Here is a 15,097-nt window from a genome sequence, read left to right as displayed (position 1 = left end):
GGGCCGCGGCTCGGTGATCAGCGGTGCAGGAGCAGGGGGAGCTCGCTCCAGCCGTGCGCGATGAACGACGGCACGTGCGTGAGCGCGTCCGCCTCCACCGCCAGGCGCAGGTCGGGGAAGCGGGCGAACAGCGCCGGCAGGGCCGTGAGCGCCTCCTGGCGGGCCAGTGGGGCGCCGATGCAGCGGTGCACGCCGATCCCGAACGCGAGGTGCTCGTCCCGCTCCTGGGTGGCGTCGAAGGCCGCCGCGTCCGGCCCGTGCTGGTCCGGGTCGTGCCCGGCGGCGAGGTAGGAGGTGATGATCGCGTCCCCCGCCTCGATCCGCACGCCGCCCACGTCGATCGCCTCGACGGCGAAGCGCAGCGGGAGGTGGGCGATGGACGGCGCCCAGCGCAGGGTCTCCTCGACCACGGCCTCCCACGAGATCTCTCCCGCGAGCGTGCGCCGGAGCTGGTCGGGGTGGGTGAGCAGGGCGTGCACGGCGTTGCCGATCAGGTTGACCGTGGTCTCGTGCCCCGCGGCGATGAGCAGCAGCAGGGTGTCGCGCAGCTCGTCGTCGCTCAGCGACGCGCCCCCGCCCACGCCGGCGGCGCTGCTGTCGCGGACGTTGATCAGCTCCGTGGTGAGGTCGTCGCCCGGGTGCTCGCGCTTGTAGGCCACCAGGGCGGGCAGCACCGTGCCGATCTGGGCCGCCGTGGCCGCCGCCTGCTCGGGGGTGGCGGAGGTGTCCATGATGGCCTCCATCATCCGGGCCATCTCCTCCCGCATGTGCGCGGGGACGCCGAACAGCTCGCAGATCACCCGCATCGGCAGCGGGTGGGCGTAGGCGGCGCGCAGGTCCACGACCTGGCCCGGCGGCACGGCGGCCATGGCGTCCAGCAGCTCCGCGACGATGCCCTCGACGATCGGCTGCATCGCCCGGGAGCGGCGCGCGGTGAAGCTGGGGGCGACGAGCCTGCGCAGCCGCCGGTGCTCCTCGCCGTACGCGCTCAGCATGTTGGACACGCCGATCCAGGTCATGATCCAGGTCCAGCCGGGCTCCGACAGGGCCTGCGGCAGCAGCCGCCAGTGCCGCTTGTCCTTGCTGACCATGGGGTTGAGGACCAGCTCCTTGAGCAGGTCGTGGCGTGTGACGGCCCAGGCGGGGATCCCTCCGGTCAGCTCTACGAGGACCACGGGGCCGAGGTCACGTAACCTGCGGACCTCTCCGGGAAGGTCTCGGCCGAAGGGATCGAGGACGACGGGGGCTGCACTGCCCAAGGGGATTCTCCAGGCTGATCGGGACGGATAGGTGTGAAACGGACCGGAAGGTGGGCGAGCGACCGGTGGAACGGGCCGGGCCGCCAGGACAGCTCCTCGCGGGGCACGGTCAGCTCCAGGTCGCACAGGTGGGAGGTCAGGCGCTCGATCGCGGTCATCGCGATGAGCATGGCCGGGTCGCTGACGGGGCAGCGGTGCGGCCCGGCGCCGAAGCCCAGGTAGGCGCCCCCGTCGGAGCGCAGCCCGCCGGGCACGTTGGCGGGCTCGGTGTTGGCCGCGGCGTAGGAGACCAGGACCAGCTCGGCCGGCCGGATCCAGGTGCCGTGGAAGTGCACGGGCTGCCGCACGAAGTAGGGGCCGTAGTTGGCCATGGCGGGCTCGGCGCGCAGCGCCTCCAGGAGCGCGTCGTACGTGCTCAGCGCTCCGTTGGTCAGCGAGCTGTAGTAGCGGTCGTCGCTGACCATGCGGGAGATGGCGTTGGAGATGAGGCTGGCCGTGGGCTCGTAGCTGGCGGCCACCACCAGGACGAGCTGCCAGATGAGCTCGTCCTGGCTCAGCCCGGCGGGGTGGTCGATCAACCAGGAGGTGAGGTCGTCGCCCCGGTCGGCGTACTTGGCCGTGACCAGCTCGCCGAGGTAGCGGCTGAAGGCGTCCAGTCCGCGCGCGCCGGCCTCGCCGTCGGCCTCCATCAGGTCCGACAGGGCGCTGATCAGGGCGTCGCTGTCGGAGTCGGGGCGGCCGAAGAGCCGGTTGAAGATCTTCAGCGGGATGGGCTTGGCGAAGTCGGCGGCCAGGTCGGCCTCGCCGGTCGCGGCGAAGCGGGCGATGAGCGAGTCGGACACCTCGATCACGAGCTGGCGCAGCTTGTGCGGCTGGACCATGCCGAAGCAGTCGATGATCGCCTTGCGGTAGCGGGTGTGCTCGGCCCCGTCGGAGAACAGCGCGTTGGGCCGGTAGCCGAGCATGCCGACCGCGCCGGCCGCCTCCGGGGTCTCGGGCAGGGCGGCCATCCAGTCGCGGGAGTCCTTGCTCCACGCGCCCCCCACGTTGGTGAGCACGTCCACGGCGGCCTGGTAGCCGATCACGAGGTGCGCCCCGATCCCGGGCGAGATCTCGACGGGCGCCACCGCGCCGTGCCGCGCGCGCAGCGAGGCGTACACCGCCTGCGGGTCTCGGGCGAACTCCGGCCCGTACAGGCGGCCGGCGTCGGGGATGTAGCGCGTCGTCACGATAGAACCAGCTCTCTGATGTGCTCCACCAGCGCGATCAGCGAGGCGCGGGCGGACACGGGGTCACGTGCGTCGCACACCAGCAGCGGCGTGCGCGGGTCCAGGTCCAGCGCCTTGCGCAGGACGTCGGCCGGGTAGTGGGGCGAGTCGGGGAAGTGGTTGACGGCCACCGCGTAGCGGATGCCGGCGCCCTCCACCAGGTCCAGGACGGCGAAGCTGTCGTCGATGCGGCGGGTGTCGGCCAGCACGAGCACCCCCAGCGCGCCCCGGACCAGCTCGTCCCAGAGAACCTGGAACCGGGTCTGCCCCGGCGCCCCGAACAGGTAGAGGACCACGCCGGGCAGGGTGAGGCGGCCGAAGTCGATCGCGGTCGTGGTCGTGGTCTTCTCGTTGACGCCGGTCAGGTCGTCGACCAGCGTGCCGGCCTGCGTCAGCATCTCTTCGGTGTTGAGCGGCTCGATCTCCGAGAGCGCGTTGACGATGGTGGTCTTGCCCACGCCGAACGGCCCGGCGATGACCAGCTTGACCGGTATGTGATCGGCACTGATCCGGCCGTCAGAGGGCGCGAAGGCCACTGAGCACCAACTCCAAGATCTCCAGGTCGGGCAGGTCGGCGGGGGGCGGGTCGCGGGTCAGCAGCGTCCCTCCGGCCACCAGCCCGGCCACCAGCAGGCGCACCACGCAGTACGGCAGGCCGAGGTGCGCGGCGCATTCGTACACCGACAGCGGCCCCTCCCCCAGCAGGGTCAGCAGGTGCGAGGCCGGCGGGTCCAGCCCGTTGGCGACCACGTCCGGAGCGACGTAGACGAGGGTGGTCCGCTCGATGCTGATGTGCTCGGGCACGACCACCCTGGCGGCGGCCATGTAGTCCGGTACGACACGCCGCCGTTGCCGTCCGGAGCTCATGCCCGGACGCCCGGCGTCCTGGCCGCGCTGGCCTCGTCGAGGGCCTTGATCAGCTTCTGCACCTGGAGCTGGACCTCGTAGGCCAGGGAGCCGATGTTGACCGCTCCGGTGGCCGCCACCACGATGGCGGCCCGCTCGCCCGCGGGGGCGATGTAGTAGTACCCGGTGCCCGCCGAGATGACGATGTCCACCACCTCGCCGTCGGCGCCGTTGCTGAGGCCCTCGCACAGGGCGCGCGCGGCGCCCAGCACCGAGCTCGTCATGGCGGCGGCGCGCTCCCCCGCCTCGACCGACGTACCGGCGGAGCCGCCGAGGATGAGCCCGTCACGGCTCAGCACCACGCCCCGGCTCACGCCGGGCAGCGCCAGCAGCGGCGACAGGACCCAGGACACGTCTAGCGAGAGCGGGCGGCCCTTGGTCTGCGCGGTGGGGGCTGCGGAGTGGGCGTCCATGGGGTGGTCAGTTCCCTTCGGTGAAGTCGTGCGGCTGGGACGGGAGCGCTTCGCGGCGGCCCGCTTCGGCCCCGGTCTGGAAGTCTCCCCACCTCCTCTGGGCCTCCTCCGGAGTGGTGAGCGCCTTGTCCGCGGAGCCGCCGGAGCGTCCGCCCGGGCCGCCGGCGCGGCCGGGGGTGGTCCGGGGCGTCTGGCGGCGGCGCTGGGGCAGCCCGGGGAAGGGCTCCCCGGACTCGCTCCGTCCCGGCTCACCGGTCGCCTGCGTGGGCACGGGGCCGGACGCGGACGCGGTCAACGGGGCGCCGATCGGGCCCGTGGCCGGCTCGCTGATCGGCACCGTCGCCGGCGAAGGGGCCGGCGACGGGACCTGCGGAGTGGCCTGCGCGGTGACCGGCGCAACGGCCGGCACAGCGGTGGGGCCGCCGGCCCGGGACGCCGTCATGACGGGCTCCCGACGGAGCGTCGCGGCCGGCACGGCCCTGACCGGCTCGGGCGCCAGCACCGAGGGCCGGATGTGCTCCGGCATCTCCACCAGCAGCTCGTTCGGGATGCCGACCACGGCCTGGACCCCGCCGAAGGCGCTCTTCTTGACCGTGACCTGCATGCCGTAGTGCGCCACCTGGCGGCCGATCGCCGCCCAGCCGGTGTGCGGCGGGTTGCCGAGGTCGATCAGCCGCACGGGCTGGGCGCCGCTGAGCAGGCGGGTGGCGCGGGCGTACTGCTCCTCGTTCAGCCCCACCCCGGCGTCGTCGATGACGATGGCGGCGCCGGTGTTGGTCTCGTGCACGGCGATGGACACCTTGAGGGTGCCGTGGGAGTGGTGGACCGCGTTGGCCAGCAGCTCGGAGGTGATGAACAGGATCGGCTCGGCGGCGCGGGCGGCCACGCCGACCCGGCGGCGCAGGTGGTTGGCCGGCCCCTCGACGCGCTGCTCGAAGTTCTCGACGCGGGAGATGGCGCCCACCATCAGGTCCACGAGGTAGGTGTCGTCACGCGACAGACCGGGCGTGGCCCCGCAGGCGATGCCGGTGGCCTGGACGCGCCGGATGATGAGCTCGTTGAACATGTCGAGCCCCAGCACCTCGCGCATCAGCGCCGTGTGCTCGTCGCCGCTGTAGCGCCGCTGCACGTCCGCGAGCAGGTCCTGGGCGCGCAGCGCCTGGGTCTGCACGCGGGACATCGCGCCCCTGACGACCGCCTGGGCGGCCTCGTCGACGCGCTCGCCCTCGTCGCGGATGGCGCGGGCGAGCGCGTCGAGGATGCCGCGGTGCAGCCGGTCGATCTCGGTGCCGGCCAGGGCCGGGTTCTGCATGCCGGGCACGATCACGTGCGGGGACCGCAGGTGCGAGGCCAGCGCGGGGATCCGCTTGTCGAGCAGGTACTCCGTCTCGGCGCACACCAGGTCGTACTGGCCGCGGGCGTCGCGGACGGCCTCGGCCGCCTCGAACGCCTTGCGCTCCGCGGCCTCCTGGAGCCGGCGCTCGGCCTCCCTCAGCCGCTGGTCCCGGGCGCTGGTCTCGCGTGACAGGTGCTCCTGCGCCTGCCGGGCCTGGGCCAGTTGCCCGCGGGTCAGGGCCAGCTCCCGACGTGCGCGGAGGTGGACGAGCAGGACGCCCGCGACGGCGAGGACGGCGACGCCGATCACTGTCGCGACGATGAGGGAGTCTTGCGGCATGAGAATCCTGAGGTCGGGGGGAGGACGAGCCGGGCGGGAGGGGCTGCCGGTGGGAGGCGTCAGCGAGACGCGTCGCCGTCCCGGGACAGCCGGCTCGGGCCGCGTCCACGCGCCGCCCGCCGCCGTAAGCGGCCGGGCCGGCTCCATGCCCGGCACGACCGCGTCGCGGGCAGGGTGTGGCCATCCGGCATGGGCGTCCTCTGAATCAGTGAGCAGCGGCCGATCAGGTGTCCCAGTATTCCGTTTTAGTCACATTAGTCAACTCTGAGTAAGGAAGTGTCGCGGCATCGAGCGGAGGAGGGGCGGGTGGAATCGGGAGACCCGGGCGGGGGTTGACTAGGAGCATGCGAGCCATAGTGATCGCCGCCCACGGCGGCCCAGAGGTCCTCGAGCACGTCGAACGTCCCGACCCCGAGCCGGGCCCGGGCGAGGTGGTGGTCGACGTCGCGGCCGCCGGCGTGAACTACATCGACACCTACCACCGCTCCGGGGCGTACCCGCTGGCGCTGCCGGCCGCGATCGGCTCCGAGGGGGCGGGTGCCGTGTCCGCCGTCGGCCCCGGCGTGCGGGACGTGGCCGTGGGCGACACCGTGGCGTGGGCGAGCGTGCTCGGGAGCTACGCCGAGAAGGCCGTGGTGCCGGCCGACCGGCTGGTGCCGGTGCCGGACGGCGTGGACGCCGAGCTGGCCGCCGCCACGATGCTCCAGGGCATGACGGCCCACTACCTCACCCACTCGACGCACGCCGTGCGCGAGGGCGACCACGTGCTCGTGCACGCCGGCGCCGGCGGCATGGGGCAGCTCCTCATCCAGCTCGCCAAGCTCAGGGGCGCCAAGGTCCACGCCACGGTGTCCACCGCCGAGAAGGAGAAGCTGGCCCGCGAGGCGGGGGCCGACGAGGTGCTGCGCTACGACGACTTCGCCGAGGCGCTGAGCGGGCGGATGGACGTGGTCTACGACGGGGTGGGCGCCGCGACGTTCGACGGCGGGCTGAAGGCGCTGCGCCCGCGCGGCCTCATGGCCCTGTACGGCGCGGCCAGCGGCCCGGTGCCGCCCGTGGACCCGCAGACGCTCAACAAGAACGGCTCCCTCTTCCTCACCCGCCCGACCCTGGCCGACTACATCGCCGATCGGGAGGAGCTGCTCCAGCGGGCCTCGGACCTGTTCGGCTGGATCAGGGAGGGACGGCTGCGGATCAACGTCTCCGCGCGCTACCCGCTGGCGGAGGCGGCACGGGCCCACGAGGACCTGACCTCGCGCCGCACCACGGGCAAGCTGCTGCTGATCCCCTGACCATCAGGCGGGCGACACCGCCTCCGCGGCACGGCCGCCGCGGGGGCGGTAGGCGACCCGCCACAGGGCCACGAGCAGCAGCAGGGCCACCACGCCCCACCCCGGCAGGAGACCCGACGCCGCCGCCACCACGAGCGGCGCCACGACGGCGGGCAGCGCCCAGCACCAGAGCCACACGCGCCCGGCCCGCGCCGCGAAGCCCAGGACGGCGGAGGCCGCGAAGTAGACGGCCAGCCCGCCGCCCATGACCCACCCGGTGCCGCCGTGCAGGTGCTCCTCCGGGGCGGCGGCGACCACGCCCAGCCCGGCCGCCGTCGCGGTGATGCCGGCCGTCATGGCGAAGTGCGCGGGCAGCGCGACGTACGACTTGAGCCCCCGTTCGCCGACGCCCGGGACGGCGCTCAGGCCGTACTGGAGCGTGAGCCACCACAGCGAGACGATCAGCCCGAACCCGGCCACGGCGGCGAGCCCGAGCGGCGGCTGCCAGTCCTGGCCCGACGCGGCGAGGACGACCTGCATGACCGCCTCCCCCAGCACGATGATCACGAAGAGGCCGAGGCGCTCCCCCAGGTGGGCGGGGTCGAGGACGGCGGCGGTGACGGTGCGGGGCGGGTGCGCCCGCCCCGCACCGCCCCGATGCCGCTGCCGCTGCTCCACGCGCTCGGCCTGGCGCCGCATCTCCGCGACGAACCGCTCGGGCCGGCGGCTCTGGGCCACCGAGAAGACCACGTCGAGCAGGACGCCGAGCCCCCACAGGGCGTACCGGAGCGGCGGATCCACCCAGATGGAGGCGAACCACGGCGCCAGCCCCGCGCCGAGCTGGGTCGCCGGCCAGGCCGTCATGATGGTGCCCGACGCCTGCAGGGACTGGGAGGCGCTGATGCGGCAGGTGATGTAGGCGGCGATGAACCAGCCGTCGTGCGTGCCGACACCGGCGATCTCGTGGGCGACGTCGGGCGCGGCGGCGGCCATGACGGCGATGCCGAACATGCCGATCAGCATGCTGCGCGTGTGGGTCTGCTCGGCGCGGACGTTGGAGTAGAGGGTCAGCGACGTCCACACGCTCCACACCGCGTAGTAGAGCACCGCGAACAGGGCGACGTTGGCCCACGTCGGGTGCGCGAGGCGGTGGGCGAGCTGGGCGACCGCCACCACCACGACCAGGTCGAAGAACAGTTCAAGCCAGCTCGCGTGGCGCTCTCCCGCTTCTTTCACGGCTCACGAGAATAGATCGCCGGGATCGCGTCACGCGCCGCGGGGACGGTGATCCGCCCGGTTCGACATGGTTTGGATAGGGTGCGGCGCTATGGAGATCGGTGCCTCTGTCGCGTCGTTCGCCGTGGTCGTCGCGTTCCTGACGCTGACGCCGGGGCTGGACACGGCGCTCATCCTGCGGACCTCCGTCGTCGCCGGGCGGCGGACGGCGTGGGGCGTCGTGCTGGGCATCCAGCTCGGCACGCTGGTCTGGGGCGTGCTCACCGCCGCCGGTCTGTCCGCGCTGCTCGCGGCCTCCCAGCTCGCCTACGACGTGCTGCGCTGGGCGGGGGCCGCGTACCTGGTGTGGATGGGCGCGCGGATGCTGCTCACCCGGGGCACGGCCGCGCCGGAGGAGGCGGAGGGGCGCCAGGAGACGCGGTTCCGGACCGGGTTCCGTCGCGGGCTGGTGACGAACCTGCTGAACCCCAAGGTGGGCGCCTTCTACGTGGCGATGCTGCCGCAGTTCATCCCGGACGGCGCCCCGCACGCCGCCATGGGGCTGCTCCTGGCGGGCGTGCACGTGACCGAGGGGCTGGTGTGGAGCACCGTGCTCGTCGGATTCGCGACGCTGATGGCCGGAGTGCTGCGCACGCCCCGGGTCAGGCGGGTCCTGGACCGGGTCACGGGCGTGGTCATCGTGGGCTTCGGCCTGCGGCTGGCGATCGACAGGTGACGAGGACACTCCTCAGGGCCACGGCCACTCCAGCAGGCGGGCGCCCAGGACAGCCGTCTCCAGGGTGAAGCGCTGCGTGGGGTCGTCCGGGGAGAAGCCCGTCAGCCGCCGGACGCGTTCCAGGCGGTAGGTGACGGCCCGGGTGCTGATGCCGAGGCGGCGGGCGGCGGCCGTCTGGTTGCCCTGGGCGGCGAAGACCGCCTCCAGCGTCTCCAGCAGCGGCCCGTGCCCGCCACGGGCGCTCAGCAGTGGGCTCAGCACACTGGTCACGAGGTCCTCCATCGCGCTCCTGTCACGCAGCAGTACGGGAAAGACCAGCAGGTCGGCGGCCTTGACCACGTCCCGGACCAGCCCGAGCCGGTCGGCGAGGTCGAGCGCGGACGCGGCCTCGCGGAAAGAGGCCACCACGCCGCCGGGACCGCGCTGCGGGCGGCCGACCCCCACCCGCCAGCCCGCGGGGAAGCGGGAGCGCACATGGTGGGTGAACTCCCCGACCGCGGCCGGCAGCGTGGCGGGCGCGACGCAGACGAGCAGCCCGTCGCGGACGGCCACGAGCACGTTGTGGGAGCCGAAGCGGGCGACCAGGTCGCGCTCGATGCGGTCCTGCCCGCCGTCCTTCAGCCCGCGCGCGACGGCCACGACGTACGACTCGGCGAGCCGCAGCCCGAAGTGCTCGGCGCGCTCGGCGAGCCGCTCGGCCCGGCCGAGGAGCAGGTCGTCCACGAACTCCCGGCGCGCCGTCTCCTCCTCACGGATCGCGGCGAGCTGGGCCCGCTCGTACCCCTCCATGAGCGCGGCGACCGCCCTGCGCCGGGCGGCCAGCACGGCCGGGCCGCCCCGCGCGGGGCTGCCCGGCCCCTCGCCGGCGGGCGGCTGCTCAGCCGCCGACAGGGCCGCGTCCACCACGGCGCGCAGCGGGACCCCCAGCCGGGCGGCGCGGGCGCCGGCCTCGTGGTAGGCGTCCAGATCGGCGCGGTCCGGCAGCCGGCCGGTGCCGGCGGCCCGCGCGAGCACCTGTAAGTGCCCGCCGAGCAGGTCGGCGGGCACCCGGGAGGCGACCATCACACTCCTACGTCACGCCTGTCGAAGGCGAGGACCGCGATGAGGGCGAGCACGGCCGTCGCCCCCGCCAGCACAAGGTAGTCCCCGGCCGGGAGCCCCTGATAGAGGGGCCTGCCCTCGCCGTAGTAGTGGAACGGCGAGACCCACTTGAGCCACGAGACGGCGTCCACGTTCCGGCCGACGGTGACGACCATGTACCCGAGCACGGCCCACGCGCCGAGCACGGCCGAGGCGACGGCCTTGCGCCCGGTGGCGGCGCCGACGGCCAGCGTCACCGTGCCGAAGCACAGGGCGAGCAGGTACACGCCGGTGTGCGCGGCCAGCAGCCGGCCGGAGGAGACGTCCATGCCGACGGCCCGGGTCATGGCCCACGCGACCGCGAACGTCCCGACGGCCACGGCGAGCAGGCCGAGCGCCAGCGCGGCGAACCGCTCCAGCACGAGCCGCCGGCGGCTGACGGGCAGGGTGACGACGAGCTCAAGCGTGCCCGCCTCCTCGGGCCCGGCCAGCGACCGGTTGGCCAGGATCATCGCGCAGGCCGAGAGCAACGCCGGGACGAAGAGCTGGTAGGCGACCGACTGGAGGTAGCCGATGCCGCTGGCGATGTCGTTCAGGCCGCCCATCAGGTCCCTCAGCGCGCCGGGGTACTTGGCCATGGCCTGGGCGCTGTAGGTCTGGGGGTCGTCCTTGATGCTGCCGTAGATGCCGAGGTACATCGACATGAACGCACTGAGGCCGATCGTCCAGCCCACCAGGGTCCGGAGGTGGTCACGCAGACTCTTGATGATCATGGTGTGCGCCTTCCTCGCTGTAGTAGGTGAGGAAGATCTCCTCCAGGTCCGGCTCGGCGCTGACGAGGTGCACGACGGTGAAGCGGGCGGCGGCCTTGATCAGCGGGTCGGGCCGGCCGTCGATGGTGCAGCGGACGCCGGCGCCCTCCACCCGCAGGTCGCGCACGCCCGGCAGCCCCTCGAACGCCTCGCGCGGCACCGGGGCGTCGAAGTGCAGCTCGATCCGGCGCACGGCCTTCTCGCGCAGTGTCGACACGTTCTCGACGGCGACCAGGCGGCCGGCGCGGACGATGCCGACCCGGTCGGAGACGTGCTCCACCTCGGCCAGCACGTGCGAGGACATGAGCACCGTGCGCCCGGAGGCGCGCACCTCCCGCAGCATGGCCAGGAACTCCTGCTGCACCAGCGGGTCGAGTCCCGTGGTCGGCTCGTCCAGGATGAGGAACTCGGGTTCGTGCATGAACGCCTGGATCAGCCCGATCTTCTGCCGGTTGCCCTTGGACAGCTTGCGCATCGGCACGGACAGGTCGGCGTCGAGCCGTTCGGCCAGCTCGGCGACCCGGGCGGGCGGCACCCCGCCCCGCACTCCGGCCAGGAACGCCAGGTAGTCCCGGGCCCGCTCGCGTCCCTCCAGCGCCAGGTCGCCGGGCAGGTAGCCGATCCGCGCCCGGACCACCGCCGCACCGGGGGGCTCGCCGAGGACGCGCACCCGGCCACGCGTGGGCCGGATCACGTCCAGCAGGAGCCGGATCGTGGTCGTCTTGCCCGCGCCGTTCGGGCCGAGGTACCCGAAGATCTCGCCCGGCTGTATGTCGAGCGTCAGGTCCTCCAGGCCACGGCGCCCGCCGTAGTACTTGCTGAGCGCTTCGGCCTGCACCACTGCTGTCATGCCGCCATGGTGGGCGATCGGGCGGGGCGGCGTCAGGGGCGAGTCCGGCAAGAGCGGTCGCGGCTTCCTTCCGGGAACCGGCAACCGCCGCGGCTACGGGACGGGGTCGGGAGCTCCCGGCGGGAGGAACGGCAGCTCCGGCGGGCCGTGCTCGATGAGGCGCAGCAGCGCCGCCGTGTCGAGGTGCCGCTCCACGAGGTCGCCCAGCGCGTCCAGGCGCTCCTCGCGCAGCCGGGCGAAGTCCGTGCCCGGCGCGGGCGTGAAGTCGCGCCCCGCCTCCCGGGCCACGTCCGCGAGGAAGGCGCGCCGGAAGCCGTCGTTCTCCAGCGCGCCGTGCCAGGTGGTGCCCCAGACGTTCGCGACGCGGCAACCGTCCAGGAACGGCTCGCCGCCCTCCACCACCGGGACGCCGTGGTGGATCTCGTACGCGGTGACCGGCCGGCCGTAGGCGTGCCCGGAGGGCCGGCCGAGCACCTTGTCCGGGACGAACGCGAACCGCACCGGCAGCATCCCGAGCCCGTCCACCCGGCCGGCGCGCGACTCGACCTCGTCCACGATCTCCCGGCCGAGCATCTGGAAGCCGCCGCAGACGCCGAGGATCGGCCCCTTGCGCGCCAGCAGCGCGGCGGCCAGTCCGGTGCGGCGCAGCCAGTCCAGGTCGTCGACCGTGGCCCGCGAGCCGGGCAGGATCACCAGGTCGGCGTCGTCGAGGTCCGCCGCGGCCGTGACGAACCGCACCACCACCCCCGGCTCGGCCGCCAGCGCGTCCACGTCGGTGAAGTTCGACATCCGCGGCAGGCGGACCACGGCCACGCGCAGCGTCTGCCGCCCGTACGGCTCCCGGCCCGCCACCGGGCGCGAGTCCAGGGCCAGGGAGTCCTCGACGTCCAGCCACATGCCGTCGGCCCACGGCAGCACGCCGTACACCTCGCGGCCCGTCAGCGCCCGGATCTGGTCCAGGCCGGGCCGCAGCAGCTCCGGCGCGCCGCGGAACTTGTTCACCACGAACCCGGCCACCAGCGCCTGGTCGGCCGCCTCCAGGAGCCCGACCGTGCCGTAGAAGGAGGCGAACACCCCTCCCCTGTCGATGTCGCCCACCACGATCACGGGCAGGCCGGCGGCCCGGGCCAGCCCCATGTTGGCCAGGTCGCCGCGCCGCAGGTTGATCTCGGCGGGGCTGCCGGCGCCCTCGCAGATCACGACGTCGTACCGGCTCCTGAGGCGGTCCAGGGAGCGCAGCGCGGTCGCGCGCAGCATGTCGCGCACCCGGCCGTACTCCATCGCGTCGACGTCGGCGACGGGCCGGCCGAGCAGCACGACCTGGCTGCGGCGGTCGCTGCCCGGCTTGAGCAGCACGGGGTTCATGTCGGCGTCCGGCTCGACGCCGGCCGCCTGCGCCTGCACCGCCTGGGCCCGCCCGATCTCGGCGCCGTCGACCGTGACGTAGGAGTTCAGCGACATGTTCTGCGCCTTGAACGGCGCCACGCGAACTCCCTGACGGGCCAGCCACCTGCAGATTCCGGCGGTCACCACGCTCTTGCCCGCGTCGGAGGACGTCCCCGCGACGAGCAGCGCACCCTTGACCGCCCGCACGCTTCGCACGCCCGGATCCTCCCACATCTCCCCATTCGGCAGGAGGCGGCCCGGGCCGGAGGTCAGCGCGTCCGGCTCACGCGGGGTCGAGCAGGTAGCGCTGGACGGACGGGCCGACCCAGCGCACGACCTCCTCGCGGCCCATCGCCACGACCGGCGGGATCTCCAGCACGAACCGGCACAGCGCCAGCCCCAGCACCTGCGTGGTCACCAGCCCGGCGCGGCGGGGGGCGCTCTCCGGGTCGCCGGACAGCTCCGCCGCGAGCGGGACGAGCTGCGCGACGAAGATCTCGCGCATCCGCTCGGCGGCCGAGGGGTTCGTCACCCCGGTGCGCAGCAGGATCTGCAGCGCCTCGTCGCTCTCCCAGCGTTCGAGGAAGTGGGCGACGAGGAGCTCGCCGACCCGCTCCCGGGGCATCGCGCCGGGAGCGGGCAGCGCCAGGTCGAACGCGCAGGCGGCGGCGAACAGGCGCTCCTTGCTGCCGAAGTACCGCATGACCATGGCGGGGTCGATGCGCGCGTCCCCGGCGATGGCCCGGATGGTGGCCCGCTCGTACCCGTCGGCGGCGAACCGCTCCCGCGCCGCCCCCAGGATGACCGCTTTCGTCTCCTCCGAAGATCTCCTCATGTCAACGAGTGTAGGCCAACAGCCGTTGACATGACGGGGCGGCCGAGCCTACCGTGATGCCTACAAGCGTTGGCCAACAGCCGTTGACCGCAGACCGCATGGAGGAGCCATGGACATCACCACCGAGGTCCTCGTCGTCGGGGCCGGACCGGTCGGGCTGACCGCCGCCGTCGTGATCGCCCAGCGCGGCCGCGCCGTCACCGTGGTCGACGCGCAGGCCGAGGGCGCCAACACCTCCCGCGCCGCCGTCGTCCACTCCCGCACCCTCGAACTCCTGGAGCCGTACGGCGTGACGTCCCGGCTCGTGGCCCACGGCACGCGCGTGCCCACCTTCACCGTGCGCGACCGGGACCGCCTGCTCGTCCGCGTCCCGTTCGGCGACCTGCCGACCCCGTACCCGTACACGCTGATGCTCTCCCAGGCCGACACCGAGGCGCACCTGCGGGCGCGGCTGAAGGAGCTGGGCGTCGAGGTGCTGCGCCCGCGCACCGTCACCGCCGTCGCCGAGGACCCGTCCGGCGTCACCGCCACGCTCGACGACGGCCGTCACGTCCGCGCCGCCTACCTCGTCGGCGCGGACGGCATGCGCAGCACGGTCCGCGAGCACGCCGGGATCGCGTTCGAGGGCGGCACGTACGCCGAGTCGTTCGCGCTCGCCGACGTGCGCCTGCGCGGCGGAGTGCCGGCGGAGGAGGTCATCCTGTACTTCTCGCCCGCCGGCCTGGTCGTCGTCGCCCCGCTGCCCGGGGACATGTACCGGATCGTCGCCACGGTGGAGGAGGCGCCGCGCGAGCCGGACCTGGCGTTCGTCCAGGCGCTGCTGGACGAGCGCGGGCCGCGGGCCGAGCGCGCCGTCGTGGAGGAGGTGGTGTGGGGGTCGCGCTTCCGCGTCCACCACCGCATCGCCGCGACGTACCGGTCGGGACGGCTGCTGCTCGCGGGCGACGCCGCGCACGTCCACTCGCCCGCGGGCGGCCAGGGCATGAACCTCGGGATCGAGGACGCCGTCACGCTCGGCGAGACCCTGGCCCGGGTGCTCGACGGCGGCTCGCCGGACCTCCTCGACGCCTACGCCGACGCCCGCCGGCCGGTCGCCGAGGAGGTGGTGGGGCTGGCGAGCAGGCTCACCCGCCTCGCCACGGCCGGACGGGCCGTGCGCCCGCTCCGCAACGCGGTGATGGGGCTGGCCGGACGGCTCCCCAGGGTCCGGCGCACCCTCTCCTGGCAGCTCTCCGGCCTCTCCCGCCGCTGACCCCCGCTTCCGGCTTCCGGCTTCCGGGGGAGGGTCGTGCGGCCCTAGGCAGTGTTTTGTGGATCAGAAGGAGTGTTTAGCCGCCTGATTCGCCGATTCGGGCAGCACGGTGAGCTCGGGCGTGGCTCGATGGGTACAT

The 15,097-nt window shown here is 73.7% G+C and carries 15 protein-coding genes; 3 read left to right on the top strand and 12 right to left on the bottom strand.

Annotated elements, in window-relative coordinates:
• Positions 1 to 17 precede the first annotated feature (17 nt).
• Genes ACIBG4_RS35025 through ACIBG4_RS35000 form a run of 6 tightly spaced genes read right to left on the bottom strand, consistent with a single transcriptional unit; the run spans position 18 to position 5,521 of the window.
• Positions 18 to 1,175: a cytochrome P450 gene (locus ACIBG4_RS35025; protein ID WP_397205940.1), complete on the bottom strand. Its 1,158-nt coding sequence runs from the start codon at positions 1,173 to 1,175 to the stop codon at positions 18 to 20.
• Positions 1,163 to 2,488, bottom strand: a complete 1,326-nt coding sequence (locus tag ACIBG4_RS35020; protein ID WP_310712178.1) for a cytochrome P450 — start codon at positions 2,486 to 2,488, stop codon at positions 1,163 to 1,165. Before ACIBG4_RS35020 ends, ACIBG4_RS35025 begins: the two co-directional genes overlap by 13 nt.
• Entirely contained in the window at positions 2,485 to 3,063 is a 579-nt protein-coding gene (locus ACIBG4_RS35015) for an ATP/GTP-binding protein (protein ID WP_310712177.1), read from the bottom strand. The genes ACIBG4_RS35020 and ACIBG4_RS35015 overlap by 4 nt, the downstream gene beginning before the upstream one ends.
• Positions 3,044 to 3,394 (bottom strand): DUF742 domain-containing protein, encoded by a 351-nt coding sequence (locus ACIBG4_RS35010; RefSeq protein ID WP_310712176.1) that lies wholly within the window; start codon positions 3,392 to 3,394, stop codon positions 3,044 to 3,046. The genes ACIBG4_RS35015 and ACIBG4_RS35010 overlap by 20 nt, the downstream gene beginning before the upstream one ends.
• Entirely contained in the window at positions 3,391 to 3,846 is a 456-nt protein-coding gene (locus tag ACIBG4_RS35005) for a roadblock/LC7 domain-containing protein (RefSeq protein ID WP_310712174.1), read from the bottom strand. The genes ACIBG4_RS35010 and ACIBG4_RS35005 overlap by 4 nt, the downstream gene beginning before the upstream one ends.
• 7 nt (positions 3,847 to 3,853) lie before the next feature.
• Positions 3,854 to 5,521 (bottom strand): hypothetical protein, encoded by a 1,668-nt coding sequence (locus ACIBG4_RS35000; protein WP_397205937.1) that lies wholly within the window; start codon positions 5,519 to 5,521, stop codon positions 3,854 to 3,856.
• 344 nt (positions 5,522 to 5,865) lie between these two features.
• Between ACIBG4_RS35000 and ACIBG4_RS34995 the strand changes: the two genes are divergently transcribed.
• Entirely contained in the window at positions 5,866 to 6,813 is a 948-nt protein-coding gene (locus tag ACIBG4_RS34995) for a quinone oxidoreductase family protein (RefSeq protein ID WP_397205935.1), read from the top strand.
• Between the two features lie 3 nt (positions 6,814 to 6,816).
• Here the strand turns inward: ACIBG4_RS34995 and ACIBG4_RS34990 are convergent, their stop codons facing one another.
• Entirely contained in the window at positions 6,817 to 8,028 is a 1,212-nt protein-coding gene (locus ACIBG4_RS34990; RefSeq protein WP_397205933.1) for a low temperature requirement protein A, read from the bottom strand.
• A gap of 91 nt (positions 8,029 to 8,119) precedes the next feature.
• Here ACIBG4_RS34990 and ACIBG4_RS34985 point away from each other — a divergent pair, with 91 nt between their 5' ends.
• Positions 8,120 to 8,743 (top strand): LysE family translocator, encoded by a 624-nt coding sequence (locus tag ACIBG4_RS34985; protein WP_397205931.1) that lies wholly within the window; start codon positions 8,120 to 8,122, stop codon positions 8,741 to 8,743.
• Between the two features lie 12 nt (positions 8,744 to 8,755).
• Here the strand turns inward: ACIBG4_RS34985 and ACIBG4_RS34980 are convergent, their stop codons facing one another.
• From ACIBG4_RS34980 to ACIBG4_RS34960, 5 genes are all read right to left on the bottom strand, one after another.
• Positions 8,756 to 9,805, bottom strand: coding sequence for a PucR family transcriptional regulator (locus ACIBG4_RS34980; protein WP_397205929.1), 1,050 nt, complete (start codon positions 9,803 to 9,805; stop codon positions 8,756 to 8,758).
• A complete protein-coding gene (locus tag ACIBG4_RS34975) occupies positions 9,805 to 10,596 on the bottom strand; it encodes an ABC transporter permease subunit (RefSeq protein ID WP_397205927.1) in 792 nt (263 codons plus the stop codon). The genes ACIBG4_RS34980 and ACIBG4_RS34975 overlap by 1 nt, the downstream gene beginning before the upstream one ends.
• A complete protein-coding gene (locus tag ACIBG4_RS34970) occupies positions 10,574 to 11,485 on the bottom strand; it encodes an ABC transporter ATP-binding protein (RefSeq protein ID WP_397205925.1) in 912 nt (303 codons plus the stop codon). Before ACIBG4_RS34970 ends, ACIBG4_RS34975 begins: the two co-directional genes overlap by 23 nt.
• A gap of 93 nt (positions 11,486 to 11,578) precedes the next feature.
• Positions 11,579 to 13,087, bottom strand: coding sequence for a cobyric acid synthase (locus tag ACIBG4_RS34965; protein WP_397205923.1), 1,509 nt, complete (start codon positions 13,085 to 13,087; stop codon positions 11,579 to 11,581).
• A gap of 67 nt (positions 13,088 to 13,154) precedes the next feature.
• A complete protein-coding gene (locus ACIBG4_RS34960; protein ID WP_397205921.1) occupies positions 13,155 to 13,706 on the bottom strand; it encodes a TetR family transcriptional regulator in 552 nt (183 codons plus the stop codon).
• A gap of 109 nt (positions 13,707 to 13,815) precedes the next feature.
• Between ACIBG4_RS34960 and ACIBG4_RS34955 the strand changes: the two genes are divergently transcribed.
• Entirely contained in the window at positions 13,816 to 14,958 is a 1,143-nt protein-coding gene (locus ACIBG4_RS34955) for an FAD-dependent oxidoreductase (protein ID WP_397205919.1), read from the top strand.
• Positions 14,959 to 15,097 lie beyond the last annotated feature (139 nt).

The sequence above is a fragment of the Nonomuraea sp. NPDC050383 genome, assembly GCF_044459125.1.
Classification (GTDB): Bacteria; Actinomycetota; Actinomycetes; order Streptosporangiales; family Streptosporangiaceae; genus Nonomuraea.
This window is presented reverse-complemented; position numbering and strand designations above follow the sequence as displayed.

What these genes read in the sequence shown, in the direction of transcription:
- ACIBG4_RS35010 (WP_310712176.1), bottom strand. Translation starts at nt 3,394, where the DNA reads ATGAGCTCCGGACGGCAACGGCGGCGTGTCGTACCGGACTACATGGCC.
- ACIBG4_RS35005 (WP_310712174.1), bottom strand. Translation starts at nt 3,846, where the DNA reads ATGGACGCCCACTCCGCAGCCCCCACCGCGCAGACCAAGGGCCGCCCG.
- ACIBG4_RS35000 (WP_397205937.1), bottom strand. Translation starts at nt 5,521, where the DNA reads ATGCCGCAAGACTCCCTCATCGTCGCGACAGTGATCGGCGTCGCCGTC.
- ACIBG4_RS34995 (WP_397205935.1), top strand. Translation starts at nt 5,866, where the DNA reads ATGCGAGCCATAGTGATCGCCGCCCACGGCGGCCCAGAGGTCCTCGAG.
- ACIBG4_RS34985 (WP_397205931.1), top strand. Translation starts at nt 8,120, where the DNA reads ATGGAGATCGGTGCCTCTGTCGCGTCGTTCGCCGTGGTCGTCGCGTTC.
- ACIBG4_RS34980 (WP_397205929.1), bottom strand. Translation starts at nt 9,805, where the DNA reads ATGGTCGCCTCCCGGGTGCCCGCCGACCTGCTCGGCGGGCACTTACAG.
- ACIBG4_RS34975 (WP_397205927.1), bottom strand. Translation starts at nt 10,596, where the DNA reads ATGATCATCAAGAGTCTGCGTGACCACCTCCGGACCCTGGTGGGCTGG.
- ACIBG4_RS34970 (WP_397205925.1), bottom strand. Translation starts at nt 11,485, where the DNA reads ATGACAGCAGTGGTGCAGGCCGAAGCGCTCAGCAAGTACTACGGCGGG.
- ACIBG4_RS34960 (WP_397205921.1), bottom strand. Translation starts at nt 13,706, where the DNA reads ATGAGGAGATCTTCGGAGGAGACGAAAGCGGTCATCCTGGGGGCGGCG.
- ACIBG4_RS34955 (WP_397205919.1), top strand. Translation starts at nt 13,816, where the DNA reads ATGGACATCACCACCGAGGTCCTCGTCGTCGGGGCCGGACCGGTCGGG.